Raw genomic sequence first — 24,478 nt, forward strand, 5'->3', positions numbered from 1 at the left:
GCGCCGCCCGCCTTCCGTATCCGTGCATTCGTGCGTCCGGGTACGGAAGGCGGGCTTCCACCCCCACAATGTCGGGTGTGGAGGAGCCCGTCCCCGTCGTCGCCGCCGTGGACGGCGGCACCGCGAAGCTGCTGCCCGACGTCGACCGCCCGCGCGCGTACCTGCTCACGGTCGACGGCGCCCCGCAGTCGTACGTCGACCTCGACGACGCCACGTACCTGGAGTTCGAGTACGCGCGGCGGCTCGGGCACGTCGTGGACCTGGCCTTCCCGCCGGGGCGTCCGCTGGACGCCGTGCACCTCGGCGGCGGCGCGCTGACCCTGCCCCGGTACGTGGCGGCGACCCGCCCGGGCTCCCGGCAGGAGGTCGCCGAGTCGGACCGGGGGGTGATCGCGCTGGTCGCGGAGCATCTGCCGCTGCCGCCTGACTGCGGCGTCGCGGTACGTGCCCTGGACGCCCGGGCCGCGCTGGAGCGGCGCCCGCCGGCCAGCTGCGACCTCGTCATCGCCGACGTCTACGGCGGCGCCCGGGTCCCGGCGCACGTCGCGTCGCTGGAGTTCGTCGCCGCCGCCGCCCGCGCGCTGCGGCCCGGCGGGATCTACGTCGCGAACCTCGCCGACAGCGCGCCGTTCCGCTTCCTCGGCTCCCAACTGGCCACCGCCGCGGCCGTCTTCCCCGAGCTGTGCCTGGTCGCGGAGCCCGCCGTGCTACGCGGCCGGCGCTTCGGCAACGTCCTGGTGGTGGCGGCGAAGCGGGGCGAGGCCGCCGGCGCCGGGCTGCCGCTCGCGGAGCTGGCACGGCGCACCGCCGGCGACCCGTTCCCCGCCCGGGTCGAGTACGGGCCGGCGCTGCGGCGCTTGGCGGCCGGCGCTCAGCCGGTCGCGGACGCGGACGCCGTACCCTCGCCCGAGCCGCCGGACGACGCCTTCACGGTCGGCTGATCCGCGGTCGCGCCCGCGGTCGCCCCCGCGGTCCGGCCGGTAGCGGCGGGCCCGGCCGCCGCGTGCTCCGTACGCCGCCGCAGCCGCCGTACGTCCGGCACGCACAGCACCGCCGCGGTCAGCACGACGACCAGCGCCGCGCAGCCCCACAGCGCCGCCGACCGGCCCACCAGGTCCTGCGCGGGCCCGGCGAGTGCGGTGGCCACCGGGATCAGCGCGATCGAGCCCAGCCAGTCGTACGAGGAGACGCGCGACAGCTTGTCCTCGGCTATCTCCTGGTGCAGCGCCATCATCCACGCCACCGCGAAGACCTCGACGCTGGTGCCGGAGACGAACATCACCACCGCCAGCCCCGCCACCGGCAGCGGTACCGCCAGCGCCGCGGGCGGCAGCGCGAGCGGGAAGATGCACAGCACCCCGGCGAGCAGCACCCGCTGCGGCTTCCACTTCGTCATCACCAGCGCCCCCGCCAGCGTCCCGGCGGCGAAGGCGCCCATCGCCAGGCCCCACGGCCCCGCGCCGCCGAGGTGCGCGCGCGCCACCAGCGGGCCGTACACCGCCTCCGCCGCCGCCACCACGGCGTTGACGACCGCGAACTGCAGCACGATCGACCACAGCCAGGGCCGCCCGGTCACCTCCCGCCAGCCCACCTTCAGATCGGCGAAGATGCCGCCGCCGGGCCGCCGCTCCGGGATGCCGCTGACGTCGAGGAACGCCCGCAGCGCGGCGGCGACGGCGAACGCGCCCGCGTCCACGGCCAGCACCCACCCCGGCCCCACCGCCGCGATCATCGCGCCGCCGAGCGCGGCCCCGCCGATCCCGGCGCCGTTGATGCCGACGCGGAAGAGCGCGAAGGCGCGGCCCGCCTGCTCGCCGGTGACCGACGAGAGCACCATGCCCTCGGCGGCGGGCGCGAAGAACGCGTGCCCCGTACCGCCGACCGCGGACAGCAGCACCATCTGCCACATCCGTGCCTCGCCGGCGATCACCAGCGCCGCGAAGACGCCCTGGGAGGCGCAGTTGACGGTGTTCGCGACGACCATCACCCGGTGCCGCGGGATCCGGTCGGCGACCGCGCCGCCGACGAGCACGAAGACGACGAGCGCCGTCGTACGCGCCGCCGCGACCAGCCCGACGTCGGTGGCGGAGCCGCCGGCGTCGAGCACCGCGAACGCCGAGGCGATCAGCGCGCCGGAGGCGCCGAGGCTGGTGATCACCGCCGCGAGGGACAGGAGCGTGTAGTTGCGTCCCGCCCAGCGCCGGCCGGGCGCGGGTCCGGAAGCACACCTGGCCGCGGGTTCCGGCGCGGGCTTCGGTGCGGAGTCGGCGCCGGGCGCGGGGGGACGGGTCACCCGCGGACTATGCCGGGCTTACCGCCCGGCTGCCAAGTGAAATTCGCGTCCGCTCATTCCTCCAGCGGGCGCAGGCTGTCCATGATCTTGGCGACGGTGTCGTCCGGGACCTCGTCCTCCACACCCGTGTCGCTGTACAGCACCCACGTGGCGAACTCGCCGTTGACGTCGGCGTAGGTGAAGGCGAAGATCTTGCCGTCGGCCGAGCACTTGGTCTCGCGCGGCACGTTGGTGACGGTCGCGGTCGCCATGTGCCCCTGGAGACCGTGCTTGCTGGTGAACGGCACCGGCTCGGTCTGCTTGACGGTCGCCTTCTTGCTGGTGTTGAAGGCGGCCTCGGCCCAGGCGCCGGCCTCGTTCTCGACGGCTTCCTTGGTGTTCTTCGCGCCGATGCCGCCCTTGGTGCCGGCGCCGGCGCGGCTGGCGTACTTGCAGATGCCGTCCTTGTAGAGCGCGGCACCGGTCATCGACACCAGCGGGCCGGAGTCGTCCTCGAAGCCGATGGACATGGTCGGGGACTGCACCTCCCACTCCGGCGGCACATCGTAGACGTTGTGGCGCTTGGCGTTGTAGACGGCCTTCCAGCCGGAGACGACGGGGTCGATCTTCTGGTCGGCCGCGCTGCCGCGCGGGTTGTCGGGGTCGTCCTTGAGCACGGGCTGGCTCGCCGACGGGGACGGCGAACCGGAGGGCGAGCCTCCGCCGCCCCCTGGGCTCGCCTTTCCGCCGCCGTCGTCGTCCTCGTTGAGAACCACCACACCCGTCACGGCCGCCGCGGCGATCACGGCGACGGCGCCGATTATGGCGGCGGCGACGCGGGGGGTCGTCCCGCTCCTCGCGGGGACCGGCGCACCGGGCGGCGCCGACTGGCCCCACTGCCCCTGCTGCTGTTGTCCGTCGTAGCCCTGCGGGCCGTGCGGGGCGGGCTGTTGCTGGTACGGGTTCGGCTGCTGGTGCTGCTCGCCCCCGGGCTGCTGTCCTGGCCACATGGCGAACAACATAGCTGGCGACGGGGAGTGGTCACACTTATTACCCGCTGGTAACGTGCCCGTATGTCCGACACCATGCCGCCGCTGGGCGAACTCCTCCAGGCATCGGTCCCGATGGTCCGCACGCTCGGCCTCGTCTACGACGAGATCACTCCGGAGACCGCCACCCTCCGCCTCCCCGACCGGCCGGAGTACCGCAACCACGTCGGCGGCCCGCACGCCGGTGCGATGTTCACCCTGGCCGAGTCGGCCACCGGCGCCGTCGTGATCGCCGCGTTCGGCGACCAGCTGGAGCGGGCCGTGCCGCTGCCGGTGCGGGCGGAGATCGACTTCCTGAAGGTAGCCAGGGGCGACGTCACCGCCCACGCCCGGCTCGGCCGGCCGATCGCCGAGGTCGTGGCCGAACTCGACACCGGGACGCGGCCGGAGTTCCCGGTCGGGGTCGACATCGTCCGCGGGGACGGCGCCGTCAGCGGGCGGATGACGGTGCTGTGGACGCTGCGGCCCAACGACTGAGCCGGCGGCGCCGGTCAGGAGCCCGCGCCGCCCAGTGCCTCGCGGTGCGCCTGCGCCAGGGCCACGTACCCCTCGCCGTTGAGCCGGATGTGTGCGCGCTCCTCGTCGGTCAGCGGGCGCTTCACCTTCGCCGGCACCCCGGCGACCAGGGAGCCCGGCGGCACCTCCATGCCCTGCGGCACCAGCGCCTGCGCGGCGATCAGCGAACCGGCGCCGATCACGGCCCCGTTGAGCACCGTCGCGCCCATGCCGACGAGCACGTCGTCGCCGACGGTGCAACCGTGCACCACGGCGTTGTGGCCGACGGTCACGCGCTCGCCGATGGCGACGGGGAAGCCGGGGTCGGAGTGGACCGTGCAGTTGTCCTGCACGTTGCTGCCCGCGCCCAGGGAGACGGCCTCGCAGTCGCCGCGCAGCACCGCGTGGTACCACACGCTGGCGTCGGCACCGACGGTCACGTCCCCGACCACCACCGCGGTCGGGGCCACGTACGCCTTCGGGTCCACCGCGGGCCGCCGCCCGCCCACCGCCGCGATCAGCGGCTCCGGCCGTCCTGACATGTCCGCTCCCGGTGCTCGCGGCGGCGCTCGCCGCCCGCCGTCGTAGGTCCTGGTGAGCCGCCGGCGGCCGTCGTCTTCCGCCGGTCGCGCCCGCGCTCCGGGAGAGCGTATGCGAGGTGCGGGAGGGGTACGGTGAGCGGGTGCCGAACCAGCAGCGCAACTCCGTGACGAGCCGGCTGCTCTCGCGCGCCGTGCACCGCGGCTGGCGGTGGGTCAGGAGCACGGGCGCGGTGAGCGCCGGGCAGCCGGGCCCGTACCGCTTCCGCCGGATCGGCGCCGGCACGGTCCTCGCCTTCCCGCAGGGCACGATCTTCGGCGAGGGGCGGATCGAACTGGGCGCGCACTGCATCGTCGGCGAGCAGGTGACGCTCACCGTCGGCCTGGCGCCCGACGCCCCGCTGGGCCCGGAGACGGCCGTGCGGCTCGGCGACGGCGTGGTGCTGGGCCGGGGCAGCCACGTCATCGCCGACCTGCCCGTCACCATCGGCGACGACGTCTTCTGCGGCCCGTACGTGTACGTCACCTCGACCAACCACAGCTACGACGATCCGCACGAGCCGGTGGGCAAGCAGTGGCCGCGCTCCGCGCCGGTGGAGATCGGCTCGGGCAGCTGGCTGGGCGCGGGCGCGCTCGTGCTGCCGGGCGCCCGGCTCGGTCGCAACGTGGTCGTCGCCGCCGGCTCCGTGGTGCGCGGTGAGGTGCCGGACCACGCGGTGGTCGCGGGCGCGCCGGCCCGCATCGTGCGCCGCTGGGACCCCGAGTCCGGCTGGCACCCGCCGCTGCACCCGCCCCAGACCGGCACGCTGGAAGCGGCGACGTGACCGCGAGCGGGGGGAGGTGCATCGGATGATCAGCAACCGCACGCTGCGCATCGTCCTGGTGCTCGTCCTGTGCCTGCACGCCTTCGGGCTGCTGCTCTACACGATCCGCAACCACTTCTGAGCCGCGCCGGACCTCCGGCGTCTCACCCCGACGCCAGCAGCACGGTCCCCGCCAGCGCCAGACCCGCGCCCGCCGCCTGCACCGCACGCAGCTTCTCCCGCAGCACGCCCCGCGCCGCCAGCGCCGTGACCACCGGATACAGCGAGGACAGCACCGCCGCCAGGGTCACCGGGCCGTGCTGCGCGGCTATCGCGTACGTCCCGTTCGCGGCCACGTCCGCCAGGCCGACGAACACCAGCCCGGGCGCCGCCGCCCGTATCGTGTCCCAACCGCCCTCCGGCAGCGCCGCGGCGCCCCGGCGCACCGCGACGTACAGCGCGGCGCCGCCCACCGCCACGTTCACCGTCCGCTGTACGAACAGCGCCAGGAACAGCCCCGTGACGGTCGTGGACGCCTCGGCGATGCAGGCGAAGACCGCGCCGAAGCCCGCCGCCGCACCCAGCGTCAGCACCAGAGTCCGCCGCTCCACCGGCGCCCCCCGCAGCTGCGGCCCGGACGCCAGCACCACGCCGGCCAGTGCGATGGCCCCGCCCGCGTACTGCACCGGGCCGGGCCGCTCCCCGTACGCCACCAGGCCCACGCCGAACGGCACCAGCACGGCCAGCGAGGCGAGCGGCGAGACCACCCCCATCGGGCCGCGGGCCAGCGCACTGTAGAAGCAGATCATCGCGACCGGGCCGGCGACGCCGGCCCCGACCGCGTACCACAGCAGGGGGCCCGCTTCGCTCCAGGCGCCGGTGGCCACCACTACGGCGCCCAGCACCACCGTCGCGGCGATCTGCGAGAGCACGACGACGGTGAGCGCGGGCGTGCGCCGGCTCAGGACCCCGCCGCCGAAGTCGGCGAGCCCGTAGAGGATGCTGGTGGCCAGGGCGAATACTGCGGTCACGAAGAAGTCCCCCGAGTACACTGTGATGAACGCTGCGGTTCTCCGCAGTGTAGTTCATCGTGGTGGACTGCCGCATCAAAAATATTGGATGGAGTTGGACGGAGCCTTGGCGGATTTCGACCTCCTCACGCATGCGCTCGCCCGTAACCTCAAGCACTGGCGCGCCGAGCGCGGCTTCACCCTGGACTCACTGGCCGGCCGCTCCGGCGTCAGCCGCGGGATGATCATCCAGATAGAGCAGGCGCGTACGAACCCCAGCGTCGGCACGACGGTCAAGCTCGCCGACGCCCTGGGCATCAGCATCACCACGCTGCTGGACTACGAGCACGGCCCCGAGGTGCAGCTCGTGCCCCCGCACCGGGCCGTGCGGATGTGGACGACGAAGCGGGGCAGCGCCAGCCGGCTGCTCGTCGGCACCCAGAGCCCCGGCCCGTTCGAGATGTGGTCCTGGCGGCTCATGCCGGGCGACGGCAGCAGCTCCGACCCGCACCCCGCGGGCACCACCGAGCTGCTGCACGTCACCGCCGGCGACCTGACGCTCGTCGTCGCCGGCACGGCGCACGCGGTGCCCGCGGGCACGTCGGCCAGCTTCGAGGCGAGCGCGCCGCACGCGTACCGCAACGAGGGCGAGGAACCGGTGGAGCTGGTCATGGCGGTCTCGGTACCGCCCGCGCGCTGACCCGCGTTAGGGTCACGGACATGCGCGCACCCATCGGAGACTTCGACAACGCCGCCCCCGCCACCGAGCGCCTGGAGCTGCTCGCCGACCCTGTGGCCGCGGCCCTGCGCGGCTGGCACGGTGCCGTCCCCGCCACCGAGCTGCTGCACGTGGACTCCGACCCGGAGGTCGCTGACACGGCCGCGTTCTGCGAGGCGTACGGGCAGGACCTGCTGGAGAGCTCCGCGAACTGCGTCGTCGTCGCCGGCAAGCGCGGCGGCAGCGTCACCCTCGCCGCCTGCGTCGCGCTGTCCACCACCCGCGTCGACGTCAACGGCACCGTCCGGCGCCATCTCGACGTGCGCAAGGCGTCGTTCGCCCGCACCGAGACGGCCACGACCGAGACCGGCATGGAGTACGGCGGGATCACCCCGTTCGGGCTTCCGGAGGGCTGGCCGATCCTCGTCGACGCCCGCGTGGCGGACGCGCCGTACCTCGTCCTCGGCAGCGGGCGGCGGCGCGGCAAGCTCATCGTGCCCGGCAAGGCGCTCGCCGAACTGCCCGGCGCCGTGGTCCTCGACGGCCTCGGGGCCTGACCGCCCCCGGCCCCTCCGGCGCCGGTCGCCGCTCAGGTGAGCCGCGGGATCTCGATGGCCGGGCAGCGGTTCATCACCATGTCCAGACCGGCCGCGCGCACCCGTTCGTACGCGTCCTCGTCGATCACATCCAGCTGGAACCAGACCGCCTTCGCGCCGATCGCGACGGCCTCGTCGGCCACCCCGCCGGCCAGGTCGCTGTTGACGAAGACGTCGACCACGTCGACGGGGAACGGAATGTCCGCGAGGGACGCGTACCCCTGCTCGCCGTGCACCGTCTCTGCCTTGGGGTGCACCGGCACGATGCGCTTGCCGTAGCGCTGGAGCACCCGCGCCACACCGTAGGCCGCGCGCGAGGAGTTGTTGGACAGCCCCACCACCGCCCATGTGTCGCCGGTCGCGGTGAGTATCCTGCGAATCGTCTCCTGATCTGCGTGCATGCCCCGTACAACCCCGCCGGACAGCCCTCGATTCCCCCGGGACGGCCGCCCGCGGGCGGGGCTAGGGTGGCGGCATGCGCGAGGGGTACGTGACCGTCGCCCGGGAGGGCGTGCACGAGAGCGAGGTGAACCGTTCCCGGTTCGTCTGCACCGTCGCCCCCGCGGCCACCGAGGCCGAGGCGCAGGCCGTCCTCGCCCGGGTGCGCACCGCGTACCCCGACGCCTCGCACCACTGCTTCGCGTACGTCATCGGCGCCGACGCCGGCGTACAGAAGTCCGGCGACGACGGCGAGCCCGGCGGCACCGCCGGGCTGCCCATGCTGCACCTGCTGCTCCGCCGCGAGCTGCGCTACGTCGTCGCCGTCGTCGCCCGCTACTTCGGCGGCACCAAGCTCGGCGCCGGCGGGCTCATCCGCGCGTACGGCGGCGCGGTCGGCGCCGCCGTGGACGCCGTCGGCACCGTGACACGGCTGCGGATGCGGCTGGTCACCGTCACCGTCGACCACGGACGGGCCGGCAAGATGCTCGGCCACCTGCACGCCGCCGGGCGCGACGTACGCGGCGTGGCGTACGGCGCGAACGTCGAGATCGAGGTTGCCGTACCGGCCGGCGAGCTGGCCGGCTTCCGCTCCTGGCTGGCCGACGCCACCGCCGGCGGCGCCGAACTCCGGCCCGGCGACGAGGTGTACGGCGCCGGGTGAGACGGCCGTGACGGCCCGGGTTGTCGTACCCCGCCGATACAGTCGGGCGTCATGCGCTTCCTGCACACCTCGGACTGGCACCTGGGCCGCTCGTTCCACCGGGTGAGCCTGCTCGACGCCCAGGCCGCCTTCCTCGACCACCTGGTCGCCCTGGTGGCCGAGCGCGGGGTCGAGGCTGTGCTCGTCGCGGGGGACGTCTATGACCGTGCGGTGCCCCCGCTCGCCGCCGTGGAGCTGTTCGACCGGGCGCTGCACCGGCTCGGGGCGCTCGGCGTGCCGGTCGTCATGATCTCCGGGAACCACGACTCGGCGCGCCGCCTCGGCGTCGGCGCCGGGCTGCTGGACCGCGCGGGCGTCCATCTGCGTACCGACCCCGCGGGCGTCGGCGAGCCCGTCCTGCTGCGGGACACCGCCGGCGACGTGGCGTGCTACGGGCTGCCGTACCTCGAACCGGCGCTGGTGCGCGAGGAGTTCGCCGCCCCCCGCGGCGGTCACACCGCCGTGCTCTCCGCCGCCATGGACCGGGTACGGGCCGACCTCGCCGCCCGCCCGGCCGGCACCCGCTCCGTCGTCCTCGCGCACGCCTTCGTCACCGGCGGCGAAGTCTCCGACAGCGAGCGCGACATCACCGTCGGCGGCGTCGCCTCCGTGCCCGCCGCCGTCTTCACCGGCGTCGACTACGTCGCGCTGGGCCACCTGCACGGCTGCCAGACCCTCGGCGAGCGCGTGCGCTACTCGGGCTCCCCGCTCGCGTACTCCTTCTCCGAAGCCGCCCACCGCAAGTCCACGTGGCTGGTCGACCTCGACGCGGCCGGCGCCGTCACCGCCGAGCGCGTCGACGCTCCCGTCCCGCGACCGCTGGCGCGGCTGCACGGCCGGCTGGCGGACCTGCTCGCCGACCCGGCGCTCACGCCCCACGAGGACGCCTGGGTCGAGGCCACGCTCACCGACGCCGGACGGCCGCAGGAGCCGATGGCCCGACTCGCGGAGCGCTTCCCCCACGTCGTCAGCCTCGTCTTCGCCCCCGAGCCGGCGGACGGCACGGCGGCCGGAAGCGCCGCCTCGTACGCCGACCGCCTCAAGGGCCGCGACGACCGCGAGATCGCCGAGGACTTCGTGGCCCACGTCAGACCCGGCTCGGCGGCGACGGCCGGCGAACGGGCCGTGCTGCACGCCGCGTTCGACGCCGTGCGCGCCGCCGACGCACGTGAGGAGACCGCCCGGTGAGGCTCCACCGGCTCGCCGTCGCCGCCTTCGGCCCCTTCGCCGGCACGCAGGAGGTCGACTTCGACGCCCTGTCCGGCGCCGGCATCATCCTGCTGCAGGGCGCCACCGGAGCGGGCAAGACCTCCGTCCTCGACGCCGTCTGCTACGCGCTGTACGGCGGCGTGCCCGGCGTCCGCCAGGGCGGCCCGCTGCGCAGCCACCACGCCGCGCCGGACACCCCGACCGAGGTCGCGCTCGACTTCACCGTCGCCGGCCGCCGGCTGGAGGTCACCCGCAGGCCCGCCCAGCCCCGCCCCAAGCGCAACGGCAAGGGCGTCACCACGGAGCGGGCCACCAGCCTGCTGCGCGAGCGTGACCCGGCGGCCGGCGAGTGGCGCGGCCGCAGCCGGTCGCACCAGGAGATCGGCGAGGAGATCGGCAGCCTGCTGGGCATGACCCGCGAGCAGTTCTGCCAGGTCGTGCTGCTCCCGCAGGGCGACTTCGCGCGCTTCCTGCGGGCCGACGCCGAAGCCCGGGCGAAGCTGCTGGGCCGCCTCTTCGACACCGGCCGCTTCGCCGCCGTCGAAGATCACCTCGCCGAGCTGCGCCGCCGCTCCCACGAGGCCGTCCGCGACGGCGACGAACGGCTGCTGCACCTCGCCCAGCGCATCCGGCAGGCCGGCGGCCCGGCCATCGCCGGCGACCCGGACGGCTGGTCGCCCGACGAGGCCACGCCGGGCGACCCCGACCTCGCCGACGGCGTCCTCGGGTACGCCGCCGTCGCCCGCGCCACCGCCCGCGAGCTGGCGGACGCCGCCGACCTGCGGCTGCGCACCGCGGAGTCCGCCCACACGGCGGCGGACGGCCACCTTCAGGACGTACGCGAACTGGCCCGGCTGCAACGGCTGCACGCGGACGCCCGGCAGCGACGGCAGGCGCTGGCAGAACGGCGGCAAGAACGCGCGGCGCTCGGCGAGAAGCTGCGCCGGGCCCGCGACGCCGCCGCCCTGGCGCCCGCCCTGGAGCTGCGCGACCGGACCGCCGCCGCGGCCCGCGACACCGCCGCGGCCGAGGCGGCGGCCCGCGCCGCGCTGCCGGGCACCGTCGCCGGCGGCGGCCCCGAGCAGCTCGACGCCCACGAGGCCCGCACCCGGCAGGAGCTGGGCGCCCTCGACGCCGCCCGCGCCGCCGAGGCCCGCAGCGCGGAGATCGCCCGCGAACTCGCCGGGCTGGAGGAGGAGTCCCGCGCCGACGAGGACGTGCTGCGCGAGGCCGCGGGCTGGCTCGACGGCTGGGAGGCCCTCCGCGGCGGCCTCCAGCGCCGCGTCGACGAGGCCCAGGAGGCGGCCACCCGCGCGGAGCAGCTCGCCGCCGAGCACGACGGCGCGCGCCGCCGGCTCGCCGCCGCCGAGCGCCGCGACGAGCTGGACGGCCGGACCGACGAGGCCCGGCGAGCGCAGCTCGCCGCCGGCGAGAGCGCCGCCGAGGCGCAGGAGACCTGGCTGCGACTCAAGGAGCGGCGCCTTGAGGGCATGGCTGCCGAGTTGGCCGCGCGGCTGGCCGACGGCGAGCCCTGCCCCGTCTGTGGCTCCGCCGCCCACCCGGCTCCCGCCACCGCCGGCGCCGAGCAGGTCGGCGAGCGCGAGGAGAACGAGGCCCTGGCCGCCTACCGCGCCGCCGAGCGCGTACGTGAAGAGGCCGGCCGGCGGCTGGACTCGCTGCGCCAGGCCCGTGACGCCGCCGCCGAGGCGGCCGGGGAGGCGAGCGGGGACGCCCTCGCCGCAGTCGCCGAGCGGGTGGCCGGGGAGCTGGGCCGGGCCCGGGAGTCGGCCGCCGGCGCCCTCGCCGCACGGGAGCAACTGGACCAGGCGCACGAGGAGCACGCCCGCCGCGTACGCGGCCGGCAGCGGGCCGAGAGCCGCGCCGCCGCCCGCGCCTCCCGCGCCGACGCCCTCACCGCCGAGCGGACGGCCCGCGACGCCGAGGTACGCGCCGCCCGCGGCGGCGCCGCCGGCGTCGGAGAGCGCGCGGACCAGCTGACGTCGCTGGCCGACCGGCTCGCCGCCGCCGCCCGCGCCGCCCGCGAGGCCGCTGCCGCCGCCGACCGCAGCAAGGACGCCGACTCCCGCGTCGCCGACGCCGCCTACCGCGCCCGCTTCGGCACGCCCGAGGAGGCCGCCGCGGCGCTGCTCGCCCCGGCGGCGCTGCGCGACCTGGAAGCGCGGCTGGAGGCGTGGCAGGCCGAGGAGGCGGCCGTCGCCGAGGCCCTGGCCGAGCCGCGTGCCGCCGCCGCTGCCGCGCGGCCGACCGCTGCCGTCGCCGAGGCCGAGGAGGCGTTCGCCGCCGCCGGCCGCCGGCTCCGTACGGCCGCCACCGCCCGCGACGCCGCCCGCGAGCGCTGCGACGCCCTCGGCGGGCTCTCCACCGACGCCGCCGGCCGGGTACGCCGGCTGGCCCCGCTGCGTGCGGAGCACCGCCGGGTCTCCCGGCTCGCGTCGCTCGCGGCCGGCACCTCCGCGGAGAACGAGCGGAAGATGCGGCTGGAGTCGTACGTGCTGGCCGCCCGGCTCGAACAGGTCGCCGCCGCCGCGACGGCCCGGCTGGCGCGGATGTCCTCCGGCCGGTTCACGCTGGTGCACTCCGCCGACCGCGACCGCGGCCGGGGACGCCACGGCCTCGGGCTGCACGTGGTGGACGCCTGGACCGGCACCGAGCGGGACACCGCCACCCTCTCCGGCGGCGAGTCGTTCTTCGCCTCCCTCGCGCTGGCCCTCGGCCTGTCCGACGTCGTGGCCGAGGAGGCCGGCGGCGTCCGGCTCGACACGCTCTTCATCGACGAGGGTTTCGGCAGCCTGGACGAACAGACCCTGGACGAGGTGCTGGACGTTCTCGACGCGCTGCGCGAGCGCGACCGCACGGTGGGCATCGTCAGCCACGTGCCGGAGCTGCGCCGGCGGATCCCGGCGCAGCTGGAGGTGGTCAAGGGCCGCGCGGGATCGCACGTACGGCACCGCACGGCCGCCGACCGCTGACCGGCCGCCCGGCCCGGGGACGGGGACGGGGACGGGGACGGGGACGGGGAGAAGCGTACGGCCGCGGCCCGTCCGGACCGCGGCCGTCACCTCGCGCCGGACTCACAGCGCGGACAGCTCGGCCTCCAGGTCGTCCAGCCCGAGCGAGCCCTGCGACAGCGCGGCCATGTGCCACGCCTTGGCGTCGAACGCCTCGCCGCGCGCCTTGCGCGCCGCGTCCCGGCCGCGCAGCCAGGCGCGTTCGCCGATCTTGTAGCCGATGGCCTGCCCCGGCATCGACAGATAACGGGTCAGCTCGCTTTCCACGAAGTCCGCGGGCCGGCCGCTGTGCATCCCGAAGAACTCCTGCGCGAGCGCCGGTGTCCACCGCTCGCCCGGGTGGAAGGGGGAGTGGTCCGGGATCGGCAGCTCCAGGTGCATACCGATGTCGACGATGACACGCGTGGAGCGCATCATCTGCGCGTCCAGGTAGCCGAGCCGCCGCTCCGCGTCGGTGAGGAAGCCCAGCTCGTCCATCAGCCGCTCCGCGTACAGCGCCCAGCCCTCGCAGTTGGCGCTCACCCAGCCGATCGTCGACTGGTAGCGGGAGAGCTGGTCCTTGACGTACACCCACTGCGCCAGCTGCAGATGGTGGCCCGGCACGCCCTCGTGGTACCAGGTGGAGACCAGGTCGTAGACCGGGAAGCGGGTCTCGCCCATCGTCGGCAGCCAGGTCCGGCCCGGGCGGGAGAAATCCTCGGCGGGCGGCGTGTAGTACGGCGCGGCGGCGCCGCCCGGCGGCGCGATCCGGGACTCCACGCGGCGCACCGGCTCGGCCAGTTCGAAGTGCGTGCCGTCCAGCGCCTCGATGGCCTCGTCCATGATCCCCTGCAGCCAGTCGCGGACGGCGTCCACGCCCTCGACGTGGGCGCCGTGCTCGTCCAGGTGCTTCAGCGCCTCCCAGGGGGTGGCGGCGCCGGGCAGGATCTTCGCGGCCTCGGTCTTCATCTCGCCGAGCAGCCGGTGGTATTCCGACCAGCCGTACGCGTACGACTCGTCCAGGTCGAGGTCCGCGCCGTTGAAGAAGCGCGACCAGCGGGCGTAGCGCTCGCGGCCGACGACGTCGGGGGCGTCCGCCGTGGCGGGCGCGTACACGTCGCGCATCCAGTCGCGCAGCTCGCTCACGGCGGCGGTGGCCACGCCCGCCGCCGCGTCCAGCTCCCCGCGCAGCGACTCGGGACCTGCGGCGGTCAGCTCGCCGAACCAGCCGCGCCCGTCGCCCGCCCACTCGGTGAGCTGGCCGACGAACGTCGCCGTCGGCCGCGGCCCGCCGAGGAGCCCCTTGCCCATGCCCTCGGCCAGCGACTGCCGGTACCCGTCGAGCGCCGCGGGGACCGCGCGCAGCCGGGCGGCCATGTCCGCCCAGTCGTCGTCGCCGGCGGTCGGCATCAACGTGAAGCACTCGCGCGTCAGGTGCACGGGGGAGTGGATGTTGCTGACGGCCCGCAGGCCCTCGTCGGCGTCGTGGACGGCGAGTTCGGCGGTCAGCCGCTCCCGCAGCAGCCGCCCGCAGCGCCGCTCCGCGTCACTGTCCGCGCCGGGCCGCCGCTCGGCCTCGTCGAGGGCCGCCAGGGTGGCGCGGCCCAGCTCCGCTACGGCCCGTTGGCCGTCGGGGGAGAAGTCGGGGAGCGTACGGGAGCTCTCCGGCACGCCGAGCATGGTGCCGCTGATGGGGTCGAGGTCGATCAGGTCGTCGACGTAGGCGTCCGCCACCTGCCGGGGCAGTCGCTCGTTCGTGGAGTCGGGCATGCGGGCCATCCTCGTATACGGAGGTGGGCGGCGTCATCACCGAAACGGCGTCATGCCCTACGGAGGCGGCAGCGGGCGCCGCCGGCGTCAGTGCGGCCCCGCGGGACCCGCGGCGGCGGTGAGCGGCTCGTCCAGGTGGGCGGTGACGATCAGGGTGGCGCCCGCCACCTCGTAGTCCAGCGGCACGCCCGCCTTGCGCACGGTGGCGGCCATGGCGGCGTCCAGCGACCGGGTCACGACGTACACGCTGCGGTAGCCCATGCCCGCCGCCGTCGCGAGCAGCCGCCGCAGCAGGTCCGTACCGAGGCCGCGGCGCTGCCAGGCGTCCTCCACCAGCAGCGCCACCTCCGCCTCGGCGTCGTCCCACAGCAGGTGTCCGAGGGCCACCAGCCGGCCGCCGGCCGTCTGCACCGCCAGCGTCCGGCCGAAGTGCGGGCTGAGCAGGTGGCGCAGGTAGGAGTCGGCCTCGCCGGGCGGGCCCTGGTAGCGCATGGCCAGTGTCCGCCGGGAGCAGCGCTGGTGCATCGCCAGCGCGGCCTCGTGGTCCTCCGGCCCGGCCTCGCGGACCGTGAGGGGGCTGCCGCCGCGCGGCGCCGACGCGTCGCGGCGTCGCGGCGGGCGCGCGGTGGTGCGGCTGCCCGGCACCGGGTGCGGCCGGGCGCCCGCCAGGGCCACGGCGGCGATCGGTGGGGGTACCGCCCACGCACGCGCAGCGTGCTGTGGGGGAGGGTCCGGCGCGCCGGGCGTGCGGCGCGGGTCCTCCTCCGGCGGTGCGGTGTGATCGGCCATGAACTCCAGCTTTCCGGACGGGTATTGCGTGATCAAGAACGAGCTGTGACCGGATGGTAAAGGGTGAATCGGACCTATGGGGTCAGTTTTCAGCCGACGGCCGTCAGCCGGCGCAGCACCCGGCCGCAGCGTCGTGCGTACGCGCGCTGGAAGACGCCCAGAAGCGGCCCCATGGTTGCCACCCATCGGGCGGCGGGGCGGCTGTACGCCGTGACGGTCAGCCAGACGGCGCCGTCGTCCGCCCACTCCACGACGAACGCCTCCTCACCCGTCTCCGGGTGCCCCGGCAGCGTGCCGTACCCGAAACCCCCGCGCCGCTCGCCCCGCTCCGCCCACACCACGCGGCAGGGCGCGAGAACACGCAGCGGGCGCCGGCCGAGGCCGACGACGAGCCGCACGCCGGGCTCGGCGCGCGGCCCGTCCGCGTCGACGGTGACCCCGACCGCGCGGTGCATCCGGAACGTCAGCACCGCCTCCGTCGCCGTGCGGTACGCCGCCGGGCCCGAGCCGACCCGGGTACGCACCGCGAAGGCGTCGAAGCCAGGCGGCCGGCGGCCCGCGCGGGTGGCGCCGACCGGGGCGTACGTGAAGTCGTCCACGCCCCGCAGCGTACGCGTCGTCCGGCGACGTGCCGCCGCGGGACGTCCGCGGACTCCGGTGTCCCGGCTACTGCCCGACGAGCCCCGGCTGCAGCACCTTCGTGAACAGCACCGCGCCGCCCTCCTCGCGCAGCCGCACCGTCAGCTCGCGGCTGCCGCCGTCGATCTGCACCTCGCCGTAGAACTGGAAGCCCTGGCTCGGCGCCACGTTGCCCGTCTCCGGCGCCTTGAGGAACACCCGCTCCGGCCCGAACGTGCCGTCCAGCGCGCTGCCCGGGAACGCGCCCGCGTGCAGCGGCCCGGTGACGAACTCCCAGAACGGCGCGAAGTCCGTGAACCCCGCCCGCGCCGGGTCGTAGTGCTGCGCGGAGGTGTGGTGGACGTCCGCGGTCAGCCACACGGTGCCGGTGACGCGCCGGTGCTTGATGTGCCGCAGCACCTCGGCGAGCTGCAGTTCCCGCCCCAGCGGCGCGCCCGGGTCGCCCTGTGCGACCCCCTCGATCGCCGTCGTCCCGTCCGGCACGACCAGGCCCAGCGGCATGTCGGAGGCGATGACCTTCCACTCCGCGCGGGAGCGCTGCAGTTCCTCCTTCAGCCAGGCCAGCTGCTCGCGCCCGAGGATGCCGTGGACGTCGTCCGGGGCGAGCCCGTCGGAGTTGGCGTTGCGGTACGTACGCATGTCCAGCACGAAGACGTCGAGCAGCGGCCCGTACGGGATCCTGCGGTAGATCCGGCCGGCGCCGTCCGGGCGCAGCGCCGGCACCGGGAGGTACTCGGCGAACGCGCGCCGGGCGCGGGCCGCGAGCACGTCGGCGCGCCGCTCCGTGTAGCGCTCGTCGGTGAGGATCTCGCCCGGATACCAGTTGTTGACGACCTCGTGGTCGTCCCACTGCGCGACGATCGGCACCTGCGCGTTGAAGCGGCGCAGGTTCCCGTCGAGCAGGTTGTAGCGGAAGTTGCCGCGGTACTCGGCGAGCGTCTCGGCGACCTTCGACTTCTCCTCGGTGACCAGATTGCGCCATACCGTGCCGTCGGGCAGCGGCACTTCGGCGGTCAGCGGGCCGTCCGCGTACACGGTGTCGCCGCTGTGCAGGAAGAAGTCCGGATCAAGTCCCCGCATCTCGGTGAACACGCGGTAGCCGCCGCGGTCGGGGTTGATGCCCCAGCCCTGGCCGGCGACGTCGCCGGACCAGACGAAGCGCACGTCGTGGCCGCGCCCGGGAGCCGTACGGAACGTCCCCGGGACCGGCTCGCCGGAGCGGCGCGGGTCGTCCACGTCCTCCAGCACCACCCGGTAGTGCACCTGCTCACCGGGCGGCAGCCCGTGCAGCCGCACGGTGCCGGTGTAATCGGTACGCGGGCCGAGCAGCGGGCCGCGGTGGCGGTGCACCGTGCGGAACGACCCCGTCGCGGAGGTCTCCACGACCATCCGCGCCGGCCGGTCGGCCCGCACCCACACGGTGCCGCCCGCGGCCGTCACGTCGCCCACCTGTACGCCCCACGCGGCCTCCGGCCGGCCCGCGAGCGCCTGCGCCGGGGCGCCGCCGAACAGCGTGGGCACCGCCAGCGCGGCGGGCGCGGCGAGGCCGCCGCGCAGCACCGACCGGCGCGAGGGGCCGCCGCTCGCCCTGTCTCCCGTGTTCACCTGGTCTCCCGTCGACGTGCGGATCCTAGTGCGCCGTCAGACCTACCGGCGTGTGTTGCCCATGACACGAACGACAAGTGAACAACTGCCTCCACGCCGTGGGAAGTGCGACGCGCGGGCAGCCGTCCCGCCGCCCGCTCCCGCCGGTGTAATCGGGCGGTGCACGACTGGACAGGCGGGTGTCCCGTCAGGTGGTATGAGGGCGTGGCACACGGCACCGACCTCGACGTCTTCGAAGAGCACCGTTCCGTCCTCATGGGCGTGGCATACCGCATGCTCGGCGGGTTCGCCGACGCGGAGGACGTCGTGCAGGACACGTGGCTGCGCTGGTCGTCCGCGGACCGCGAACAGGTCCGCGACGCGCGTGGGTATCTCGTGCGCATCACCACCCGGCTCTCCCTCGACCGGCTGCGCCAGGCGCAGGCGCGGCGGGAGGCGTACGTCGGCTCCTGGCTGCCGGAACCGGTGGCCACCGACGTCCGCGGCGACGAGCTGTCGGACGGCTCGGAGCGGGCGCTGCTCGCCGAGTCGGTGACGCTGGCGATGCTGGTGGTCATGGAGTCGCTGTCGCCGCTGGAGCGGGCCGTCTTCGTGCTCCGGGAGGCCTTCGGCTTCCCGTACGCGGACATCGGCGCGATGCTCGACCGCTCCGACGAGGCCGTCCGCAAGCTCGCCGGCCGCGCCCGCCGGCACGTCGTCGAGCGCAAGCCGCGCTACGACGTGGACCTCGTCGAACAGCGCAACATCACCGAGAGGTTCCTCGAAGCCGCGGCCGGCGGCGACCTGGAGGGGCTGATGACGCTGCTCGCCCAGGACGTGGACCTGATCTCGGACAGCGGCGGCAAGGCCAAGGCGCCGCGGCGGGTCATCGGGAGCGCCGACAAGGTGGGCCGGTTCTTCATCGGCGCGATGCGGGATATCGACGAGCTGGTGGACCCGAGCTTCGTGATCCGCGAGATCAACGGCCGGCCCGGGCTGGTGCTGCTGTCGAAGGGCCGGCCGGACACCGTCATGGTGCTGGACATGCTGGCGGGCCGGATCGCCCGCATCTACGTCATGCGCAACCCGGACAGGCTCGGCGGCGTGACCCCGTAACGGCTGGACAGACCCGCCGGACACCGGCCCGTCAGAGCCCGCCGGAGACCCGCAGCACCGCGCCCGTGGTGTACGACGCCTCCTCGGACAGCAGCCACGCCACCGCGCCCGCGATCTCCTCGGGCTCCCCGGGCCGGCGCATCGGCACCCGCTCCCGGTTGCGCCACGGCCGCTCGGGGTCGCCCATCGCCGCGTGCATGTCGGTGACGGTCATGCCGGGCTGGACGGAGTTGACCCGCACGCCCTCGGGCCCCAGCTCCTTGGCCAGACCGGTGGTCATGGCGTCCACCGCCGCCTTGCTCGCGGCGTAGTGCACGTACTCGCCGGGACTGCCGAGCGTGGCGGCCCCGGAGGAGATGGTGACGATCGCACCGCCGCCGCCCCCGTGCCGGGTGGACATGTCGCGCACCGCGCGCCGGGTGCAGATGAACGTGCCCATCACGTTGACGTCCAGCACGCGGCGCATCACGTCGAGGGACGTCTCGTCGAACCGGCCGAGCGGCCCGGTGACCCCGGCGTTGTTCACCAGTGCGGTGACCGGGCCGAGGCGCTCACGGGCGGTGTCGAACAGCGCGTCGACCTGCTCGGCGTCGCTCACGTCGGCCCGTACGGCCACGCACGCCGTCCCCTCGGCCCGCACCTCGGCCGCCACCCGCTCCGCCGCGGCCTCCGCCCGCTCGTACGCGAGCGCGACGCCGTGACCGGCCCGGGCCAGTCGCCGTACGATCGCCGCGCCGATCCCGCGGCTGCCCCCCGTGACCACCGTGACCTGGTCCATCGCTCCCTCTCCGCCGTCCTCCGCCGCCGTCCGCCCGCCGGACGGACGGACCGTACCCCAGGGGTATTGGTCTTGACCAAGTCAGGGTGGCCGCCTACCGTCAGCGGGAGATACTGCAACAACCTTTCATAAACAACCGCGCATAAAGGCGGCCAGGCCGACGGGGATTGCGAGGATCAGGTGGGGACCACGCAGCCGGACACAGTGACCGAGCTGAAGTACTGGCATCTCAAGGGCGTCATCAGCGAGGCGCTGGAGTCGGAGTTCTCGGTGGGGGAGATCCTGCCCAACGAGCGCGAGCTGGCGGCCCGCTTCGGCGTCGCCCGCGCGACCCTGCGCCAGGCGCTCGACCAGCTGGAGCTGGAGGGGCGGCTGCAGCGCAGGCGCGGCGTCGGGACGACGGTCGCGCCGCCGCGCGTGGGGGTCCCGGTGGGCTCCCCGCGGCAGATGTGGCCCGGCGAGGGCGACGACGGCTGGGAGGCCGTCGACGCGGTCGCGGAGGCGGCGCCCGCGGCCGTCGCCCGCATGCTCGGCACCGACGTGACGGCACCGGTGCACCGGGTGCACCGCTCCCGCAGCCGCAACGGGCAGCCGGTCGCGGCTGAGCTGATCTACGTGCCCGGCGTCTCCGCCCCCGGCTTCAGCCGGGGCGACACCTCCACCGGTGCCGTCCGCGCCCGCGCCGTGCTGCAGGAGCTGCACCGGCTGCCGCTGGAGGGCCAGGACCGCACCGTCGAGCTGGGCTCGGCGCGCGCGGAGGACGCCCGCGAGCTGGACCGGCTGCCGGGCGCCCCGGTGCTGGTGGTCACCACGCGCTACGTGTCGGAGGGCCGTACCGCCGCCGTCGCGGTCTCGACGTACCGCGCCGACACCTGTCGGCTCACCCTCGACGCGGACGCGGCGGTGCTGGCGAGCTGAGCCGCCCGGGCCATCCGCGGCGCCGCCGTGCGGATCGCCATCGGCTCGCCCATCGGATCGTACGAACCGGGCGGGAGCCCGGGACCGGTGCGCACGCGTCGCACCCCGGCGCGCGGCTCAGCGCCGCGCCGTGATCGTGCTCTCCACGTCGAAGAGTTCCTCGTCGAGGTGGTCCAGCGCCAGCCGCAGCGCCCCCGTGGCCACCGCCGCCTCGCCCAGCAGCGACAGCACGACCTCCGGCGGCCGCAGGCAGTAGCGGGCCAGCTCGGTGTGCAGCGGCTCCAGTACGTCGTCCACGCCCGCCGCCCAGCCGCCGATCACCACCAGCTCCGGGTCCAGCGCCAGCACCAGCGCGGCGACGTCGTGCACCAGCCGCTGCATGAACCGGTCCACGGCCCGGCGCGCCCGCTTGTCGCCGCTCTGCGCCAGCGAGAAGACCTCGGCCACCGCCGGCTCGTCCAGCGGGTGCAGCGGCTCGCCGGTGACGCTCAGCAGCTTCTCCGGCGTCGCCTCCCGGCCCAGCAGGTGCAGCGCCCCGATCTCGCCCGCCGCCCCGCCGAAGCCGCGGTGCAGCCGCCCGCCGATCAGCGACCCGGCGCCCGGGCTCAGCCCGGCGCGGACGAAGACCACGTCCTGCGAGTGCCGGGCGGCGCCCTTCCAGTGCTCGGCGACGGCGGCGGTGTTCGCGTCGTTCTCCACCAGCACCGGACAGCGGAACGAACGGCCCAGCCGCTCGGCGAGGTTGATGCCCGTCCAGCCGGGCAGCGCGGAACTCAGCCGCACCGTGCCGTCCGCCTCCACGATGCCGGGGCTGCCGACGCCCACCGCGCGCAGCGTGCTGCGCGCCACGCCGGTCCGGCGCAGCACCTCCTGCACCACGGTCCGTACGGCCGCCAGCCGGTCGTCGGCCTCCGCGGTCTCGGCCACGGTGCGGGACGCCGAGCCGCGCAGCCGGCCGTCGAGGTCGGCGAGCAGGACGGAGACCCGGTGCGGGCCGATCTCGATGCCCAGCAGGTGGCCCGATTCGGCGTGGAAGCGGAACGTACGGGCGGGCCGGCCCTGGCGCCGCGTCGTGCCCTCCCCAGCCGCGGCCTCCACCACGAGACCGCTGGCGGCCAGGCCCTCCAGCACCCCGTCGAGCGTGGGCCGGGACAGGCCGGTGGTGCGCACCAGCTCGGTCAGCGTCGCCGCACCCGCGGCGCGCAACGCGCGCAGGACGACGGCGGAGTTGATACGCCGCAGCAGGGACGGATCCCCGCCGGTGAGCCGCGCCAACGTCAGCCTCCCTGACCGTGCCTTACGGATAGCGGATCGTATCCGCTATCCGGCCGTGCCGGGAGCGACGAACCCGGACTCGTACGCCGTGATCACCGCCTGTGTCCGGTCGCGCGCCCCCAGCTTCGCCAGCACCGCGCTGACATGCGACTTGACGGTCTCGGTGCCGAGCACCAGCTCCGCGGCGATCTCGGCGTTCGTCAGCCCGCGGGCGATCAGCCGCAGCACCTCGCCCTCCCGGTCGGTCAGCCGCGCCGCCGCCACCGCGGCCCGCGCCTCCTCGTTTGCTGTTCCCGGCTGCGCTGCGGCCAGCGACCGCAGCGCGGCCGGGAACAGCAGCGACTCGCCCTCGGCGACCAGCCGCACCGCGTGCACGATCTCCGCCGGCCGGGCGCGTTTGAGCAGGAAGCCGTCGGCGCCGGCGCGCAGCGCCCCGTAGACGTACTGATCCTCCTCGAAGGTGGTCACGACGAGGATCTTCGGCGGCGGGGCGAAGGCGCGGAGCACCGCGCGGGTGGCCTCGATGCCGTCCATCAGCGGCATGCGTACGTCCATCGCGACCACGTCCGGCGCCAGCCGCCGCACCAGCGGGATCACCGCCGCGCCGTCGGCCGCCTCGCCCACGACCCGGATGTCCGGCTGCGCCTCAAGAATCGCCCGCAGTCCGGCGCGGACCAGGGCGTCGTCGTCGACGAGGAGGACGGAGACGGGCACGCCGTCACTGTATCGGCAGCGTGACCCGCACCCTCCACTCGCCGTCGCGGGGCCCGGCGACGGCCTCGCCGCCGAGCAGCGCGGCGCGTTCGCGGATGCCGCGCAACCCGCTGCCGCCGTGCCCGGAGGCCGGCGCCGCCGCGCTCAGCTTGTTGCACACCTGCAGCTCCAGCCCGCCCGCCGAGGCCGCGATACGCACCGTGACCGGCACCGGTCCCGCGTGCCGCAGCACGTTCGTCAGGCACTCCTGCACGATGCGGTAGCCCTCCCGGGACACCGGCCCCGGCACCGTCTCCAGCGGGCCCTCGATCTCCGCGCTGATCGACGCGCCGGCGCCCCGGGCCGAGGCCACCAGCCGCTCCGCCTCGGCCAGCCCCGGCCGCCGGGACGGCGGCGCGGCGTCCTTGCGCAGCAGCCGCAGCACCCGCTCCAGGTCCTCCAGCGCCTCCCGGCCGGTGTCCTCGATCGCGGCCAGCGCCCGCTCGGTGAACTCCTGCGACCCCGCCGCCCGGGCGGCCCCCGCCTGCACCACGGCGACGGTCAGCGCGTGCCCGATGGTGTCGTGCAGCTCGCGGGCCAGCCGGTTGTGCTCCAGCAGCCGTTCGGTGCGCTCCTCCAGCGCCGCCAGCCGCTCGGCGGCCGACGGGCCGAGCAGCCGGGGCGCAAGGGCCGCGACCAGCGAGCCGAAGGCCGTCGCGAGTGCGAGCAACGCCGCCACCGCGACCGGGGCCAGCAACGGGTACGCACCGTGCCATGCCCCCGGGAGCGGCAGGACCTCCGCGTCGAACGAGCGCCACTCGGACGCCGACATCAGCGCCACGGAGACGAAGAGCCCTTGGGCGGTGACCACGGCGGCCGTGAACCCCAGCCACATCCGCAGCACCAACCAGACGAAGACCCGGCCGCGGTCGGTCCAGGCGACGGCGGGCGTGTGCGCGAGCCGCGGCTCCCGCTGCTCCTCCCGGTCGTGCGCCCCTGAGAACAGCAGCAGCCGGGCCTGCGTCGTTTCCAGGACCCGGGTCGCGGGGACCGTCGCGGCGACGGCGAGCAGCGGCACCGGGGCGAGGGCGAGGAAGCCGTAGCCGAGCACGGCCGGCATGTCGTCCGGCCCCATGATGAACGCGCCCAGCATGGCCAGCGCCCCGGCGATCAGCAGGTGCAGCAACCGCGTGTACGTCACCGCCCGCAGCGCCGGCCGCAGCGGCCGGGTGAGGAACCGGAGGGCCGGGGGACCTCCCCGGGAAGCGCGTCGCACGCCGTCCATCGTGCCAGCGCCGCCCCGCGGACGGCTCCCCCGCGCGGGGGAGGGCGAACCCGCGCGCGGGGGAGGACCCGGCACTGTCCCGACCGGCAGCGTTGTCCGTATGACAGCAGCAACAGCGATCGAGGTCCGCGACCTGACCAAGGTCTACGGGGACGTCCGGGCGGTCGACGCCCTGACCTTCACCGTCCGGCCGGGCCGCGTCACCGGCTTCCTCGGCCCCAACGGCGCCGGCAAGTCCACCACCATGCGCCTCGTCCTCGGCCTGGACCGGGCCACCGCCGGCACCGCGACCGTCGGCGGCCGTCCGTACCCGGAGCTGACCGACCCGCTCCGGCACGTCGGCGCGCTGCTCGACGCGCAGGCCGCCCACGGCTCCCGCACCGGCCTGGCCCATCTGCGCGCGCTGGCCGCGAGCAACGGCCTGCCGGACGCCCGCGTCGCCGAGGTGCTGCGGCTGACCGGAATCGAGTCCGCCGCGGGCCGGCGGGTACGGACGTACTCGCTCGGCATGCGCCAGCGCCTCGGCATCGCCGCCGCGCTGCTCGGCGACCCGCCCGTGCTGCTGCTGGACGAGCCGTCCAACGGGCTCGACCCCGAGGGCATCGTGTGGATCCGCGGGCTGCTGCGCCGGCTGGCCGGCGAGGGCCGCACGGTGCTGGTCTCCAGCCATCTGATGGCCGAGACCGCCGCGTTCGCCGACCACCTCGTGGTGCTCGGCCGCGGCCGGCTGCTCGCCGACGCCACGCTGGCGGAGTTCGTCGAGGGCAAGGCCGACCTGGAGGAGGCGTACC

General features: G+C 75.4%; 23 protein-coding genes and 1 pseudogene. 11 read left to right on the forward strand and 13 right to left on the reverse strand.

Annotation, left to right across the window (positions count from 1 at the left end; genetic code table 11):
* Positions 1-77 precede the first annotated feature (77 nt).
* The gene (locus T328_RS06025; RefSeq protein ID WP_496494803.1) at positions 78-941 is read left to right on the forward strand and encodes a spermidine synthase; all 864 of its coding nucleotides are present in this window, start codon (positions 78-80) and stop codon (positions 939-941) included.
* Here the strand turns inward: T328_RS06025 and T328_RS06030 are convergent.
* The gene (locus tag T328_RS06030) at positions 872-2,293 is read right to left on the reverse strand and encodes an MFS transporter (protein ID WP_496494804.1); all 1,422 of its coding nucleotides are present in this window, start codon (positions 2,291-2,293) and stop codon (positions 872-874) included. The genes T328_RS06025 and T328_RS06030 overlap by 70 nt on opposite strands.
* A gap of 53 nt (positions 2,294-2,346) precedes the next feature.
* Positions 2,347-3,282, reverse strand: coding sequence for a DUF8017 domain-containing protein (locus tag T328_RS06035; RefSeq protein WP_496494805.1), 936 nt, complete (start codon positions 3,280-3,282; stop codon positions 2,347-2,349).
* Positions 3,283-3,345: 63 nt separating this feature from the next.
* Between T328_RS06035 and T328_RS06040 the strand changes: the two genes are divergently transcribed.
* Positions 3,346-3,798, forward strand: a complete 453-nt coding sequence (locus tag T328_RS06040; RefSeq protein ID WP_496494806.1) for a DUF4442 domain-containing protein — start codon at positions 3,346-3,348, stop codon at positions 3,796-3,798.
* Between the two features lie 14 nt (positions 3,799-3,812).
* On the opposite strand, the gene T328_RS06045 is transcribed toward T328_RS06040, so the two are convergent.
* A complete protein-coding gene (locus tag T328_RS06045) occupies positions 3,813-4,358 on the reverse strand; it encodes a gamma carbonic anhydrase family protein (RefSeq protein WP_496494807.1) in 546 nt (181 codons plus the stop codon).
* 116 nt (positions 4,359-4,474) lie between these two features.
* On the opposite strand from T328_RS06045, the gene T328_RS06050 reads away from it, so the two are divergent.
* Positions 4,475-5,179 (forward strand): acyltransferase, encoded by a 705-nt coding sequence (locus T328_RS06050; protein WP_496494808.1) that lies wholly within the window; start codon positions 4,475-4,477, stop codon positions 5,177-5,179.
* 143 nt (positions 5,180-5,322) lie between these two features.
* Here the strand turns inward: T328_RS06050 and T328_RS06055 are convergent, their stop codons facing one another.
* Complete coding sequence (locus T328_RS06055) at positions 5,323-6,189, reverse strand: EamA family transporter (protein WP_496494809.1); 867 nt, start codon at positions 6,187-6,189, stop codon at positions 5,323-5,325.
* A gap of 106 nt (positions 6,190-6,295) precedes the next feature.
* On the opposite strand from T328_RS06055, the gene T328_RS06060 reads away from it, so the two are divergent.
* Positions 6,296-6,868, forward strand: a complete 573-nt coding sequence (locus tag T328_RS06060; protein ID WP_496494912.1) for a helix-turn-helix domain-containing protein — start codon at positions 6,296-6,298, stop codon at positions 6,866-6,868.
* 20 nt (positions 6,869-6,888) lie between these two features.
* Positions 6,889-7,443, forward strand: a complete 555-nt coding sequence (locus T328_RS06065; RefSeq protein WP_496494810.1) for a YbaK/EbsC family protein — start codon at positions 6,889-6,891, stop codon at positions 7,441-7,443.
* Positions 7,444-7,475: 32 nt separating this feature from the next.
* Here the strand turns inward: T328_RS06065 and T328_RS06070 are convergent, their stop codons facing one another.
* On the reverse strand, positions 7,476-7,883 hold the full coding sequence (locus T328_RS06070) for a CoA-binding protein (RefSeq protein WP_496494811.1): 408 nt from the start codon (positions 7,881-7,883) through the stop codon (positions 7,476-7,478).
* A gap of 74 nt (positions 7,884-7,957) precedes the next feature.
* On the opposite strand from T328_RS06070, the gene T328_RS06075 reads away from it, so the two are divergent.
* From T328_RS06075 to T328_RS06085, 3 genes are read left to right on the forward strand one after another with little or no spacing between them, the layout of a single operon-like run.
* A complete protein-coding gene (locus T328_RS06075; protein ID WP_496494812.1) occupies positions 7,958-8,584 on the forward strand; it encodes a YigZ family protein in 627 nt (208 codons plus the stop codon).
* A gap of 51 nt (positions 8,585-8,635) precedes the next feature.
* Positions 8,636-9,811: an exonuclease SbcCD subunit D gene (locus tag T328_RS06080; RefSeq protein ID WP_496494813.1), complete on the forward strand. Its 1,176-nt coding sequence runs from the start codon at positions 8,636-8,638 to the stop codon at positions 9,809-9,811.
* Positions 9,808-12,822, forward strand: a complete 3,015-nt coding sequence (locus T328_RS06085; RefSeq protein WP_496494814.1) for an AAA family ATPase — start codon at positions 9,808-9,810, stop codon at positions 12,820-12,822. Before T328_RS06080 ends, T328_RS06085 begins: the two co-directional genes overlap by 4 nt.
* A 102-nt stretch (positions 12,823-12,924) precedes the next feature.
* Here the strand turns inward: T328_RS06085 and T328_RS06090 are convergent, their stop codons facing one another.
* The 4 genes from T328_RS06090 to T328_RS06105 form a co-directional block, all read right to left on the reverse strand.
* Positions 12,925-14,610, reverse strand: coding sequence for a DUF885 domain-containing protein (locus T328_RS06090; RefSeq protein ID WP_496494815.1), 1,686 nt, complete (start codon positions 14,608-14,610; stop codon positions 12,925-12,927).
* Between the two features lie 87 nt (positions 14,611-14,697).
* A complete protein-coding gene (locus T328_RS06095) occupies positions 14,698-15,399 on the reverse strand; it encodes a GNAT family N-acetyltransferase (protein WP_496494816.1) in 702 nt (233 codons plus the stop codon).
* An 89-nt stretch (positions 15,400-15,488) separates the two neighbouring features.
* Entirely contained in the window at positions 15,489-15,998 is a 510-nt protein-coding gene (locus tag T328_RS06100; protein ID WP_496494817.1) for a DUF1990 domain-containing protein, read from the reverse strand.
* A gap of 67 nt (positions 15,999-16,065) precedes the next feature.
* Positions 16,066-17,598, reverse strand: coding sequence for an alkaline phosphatase D family protein (locus T328_RS06105; RefSeq protein WP_496494913.1), 1,533 nt, complete (start codon positions 17,596-17,598; stop codon positions 16,066-16,068).
* A gap of 249 nt (positions 17,599-17,847) precedes the next feature.
* On the opposite strand from T328_RS06105, the gene sigJ reads away from it, so the two are divergent.
* A complete protein-coding gene (gene sigJ, locus T328_RS06110; protein WP_496494818.1) occupies positions 17,848-18,738 on the forward strand; it encodes an RNA polymerase sigma factor SigJ in 891 nt (296 codons plus the stop codon).
* Between the two features lie 31 nt (positions 18,739-18,769).
* On the opposite strand, the gene T328_RS06115 is transcribed toward sigJ, so the two are convergent.
* On the reverse strand, positions 18,770-19,516 hold the full coding sequence (locus tag T328_RS06115; RefSeq protein WP_496494819.1) for a glucose 1-dehydrogenase: 747 nt from the start codon (positions 19,514-19,516) through the stop codon (positions 18,770-18,772).
* 180 nt (positions 19,517-19,696) lie between these two features.
* Here T328_RS06115 and T328_RS06120 point away from each other — a divergent pair, with 180 nt between their 5' ends.
* Positions 19,697-20,434, forward strand: a complete 738-nt coding sequence (locus T328_RS06120; protein WP_496494820.1) for a GntR family transcriptional regulator — start codon at positions 19,697-19,699, stop codon at positions 20,432-20,434.
* A 117-nt stretch (positions 20,435-20,551) separates the two neighbouring features.
* On the opposite strand, the gene T328_RS06125 is transcribed toward T328_RS06120, so the two are convergent.
* From T328_RS06125 to T328_RS06135, 3 genes are read right to left on the reverse strand one after another with little or no spacing between them, the layout of a single operon-like run.
* Positions 20,552-21,709, reverse strand: a complete 1,158-nt coding sequence (locus tag T328_RS06125) for an ROK family protein (protein ID WP_496494821.1) — start codon at positions 21,707-21,709, stop codon at positions 20,552-20,554.
* A 45-nt stretch (positions 21,710-21,754) separates the two neighbouring features.
* Entirely contained in the window at positions 21,755-22,423 is a 669-nt protein-coding gene (locus tag T328_RS06130) for a response regulator transcription factor (protein ID WP_496494822.1), read from the reverse strand.
* Between the two features lie 4 nt (positions 22,424-22,427).
* Complete coding sequence (locus T328_RS06135; protein WP_496494823.1) at positions 22,428-23,687, reverse strand: sensor histidine kinase; 1,260 nt, start codon at positions 23,685-23,687, stop codon at positions 22,428-22,430.
* A 100-nt stretch (positions 23,688-23,787) separates the two neighbouring features.
* Between T328_RS06135 and T328_RS06140 the strand changes: the two are divergent.
* Positions 23,788-24,456 (forward strand): annotated as a pseudogene (locus tag T328_RS06140) (ABC transporter ATP-binding protein); the annotation flags it as partial.
* Positions 24,457-24,478 lie beyond the last annotated feature (22 nt).

Source organism: Streptomyces sp. CNX435 (assembly GCF_059570575.1).

What these genes read in the sequence shown, in the direction of transcription:
- T328_RS06035 (WP_496494805.1), bottom strand. Translation starts at nt 3,282, where the DNA reads ATGTGGCCAGGACAGCAGCCCGGGGGCGAGCAGCACCAGCAGCCGAAC.
- T328_RS06075 (WP_496494812.1), top strand. Translation starts at nt 7,958, where the DNA reads ATGCGCGAGGGGTACGTGACCGTCGCCCGGGAGGGCGTGCACGAGAGC.
- T328_RS06090 (WP_496494815.1), bottom strand. Translation starts at nt 14,610, where the DNA reads ATGCCCGACTCCACGAACGAGCGACTGCCCCGGCAGGTGGCGGACGCC.
- T328_RS06045 (WP_496494807.1), bottom strand. Translation starts at nt 4,358, where the DNA reads ATGTCAGGACGGCCGGAGCCGCTGATCGCGGCGGTGGGCGGGCGGCGG.
- T328_RS06115 (WP_496494819.1), bottom strand. Translation starts at nt 19,516, where the DNA reads ATGGACCAGGTCACGGTGGTCACGGGGGGCAGCCGCGGGATCGGCGCG.
- T328_RS06095 (WP_496494816.1), bottom strand. Translation starts at nt 15,399, where the DNA reads ATGGCCGATCACACCGCACCGCCGGAGGAGGACCCGCGCCGCACGCCC.
- T328_RS06080 (WP_496494813.1), top strand. Translation starts at nt 8,636, where the DNA reads ATGCGCTTCCTGCACACCTCGGACTGGCACCTGGGCCGCTCGTTCCAC.
- T328_RS06135 (WP_496494823.1), bottom strand. Translation starts at nt 23,687, where the DNA reads ATGGACGGCGTGCGACGCGCTTCCCGGGGAGGTCCCCCGGCCCTCCGG.
- T328_RS06070 (WP_496494811.1), bottom strand. Translation starts at nt 7,883, where the DNA reads ATGCACGCAGATCAGGAGACGATTCGCAGGATACTCACCGCGACCGGC.
- T328_RS06040 (WP_496494806.1), top strand. Translation starts at nt 3,346, where the DNA reads ATGTCCGACACCATGCCGCCGCTGGGCGAACTCCTCCAGGCATCGGTC.
- T328_RS06065 (WP_496494810.1), top strand. Translation starts at nt 6,889, where the DNA reads ATGCGCGCACCCATCGGAGACTTCGACAACGCCGCCCCCGCCACCGAG.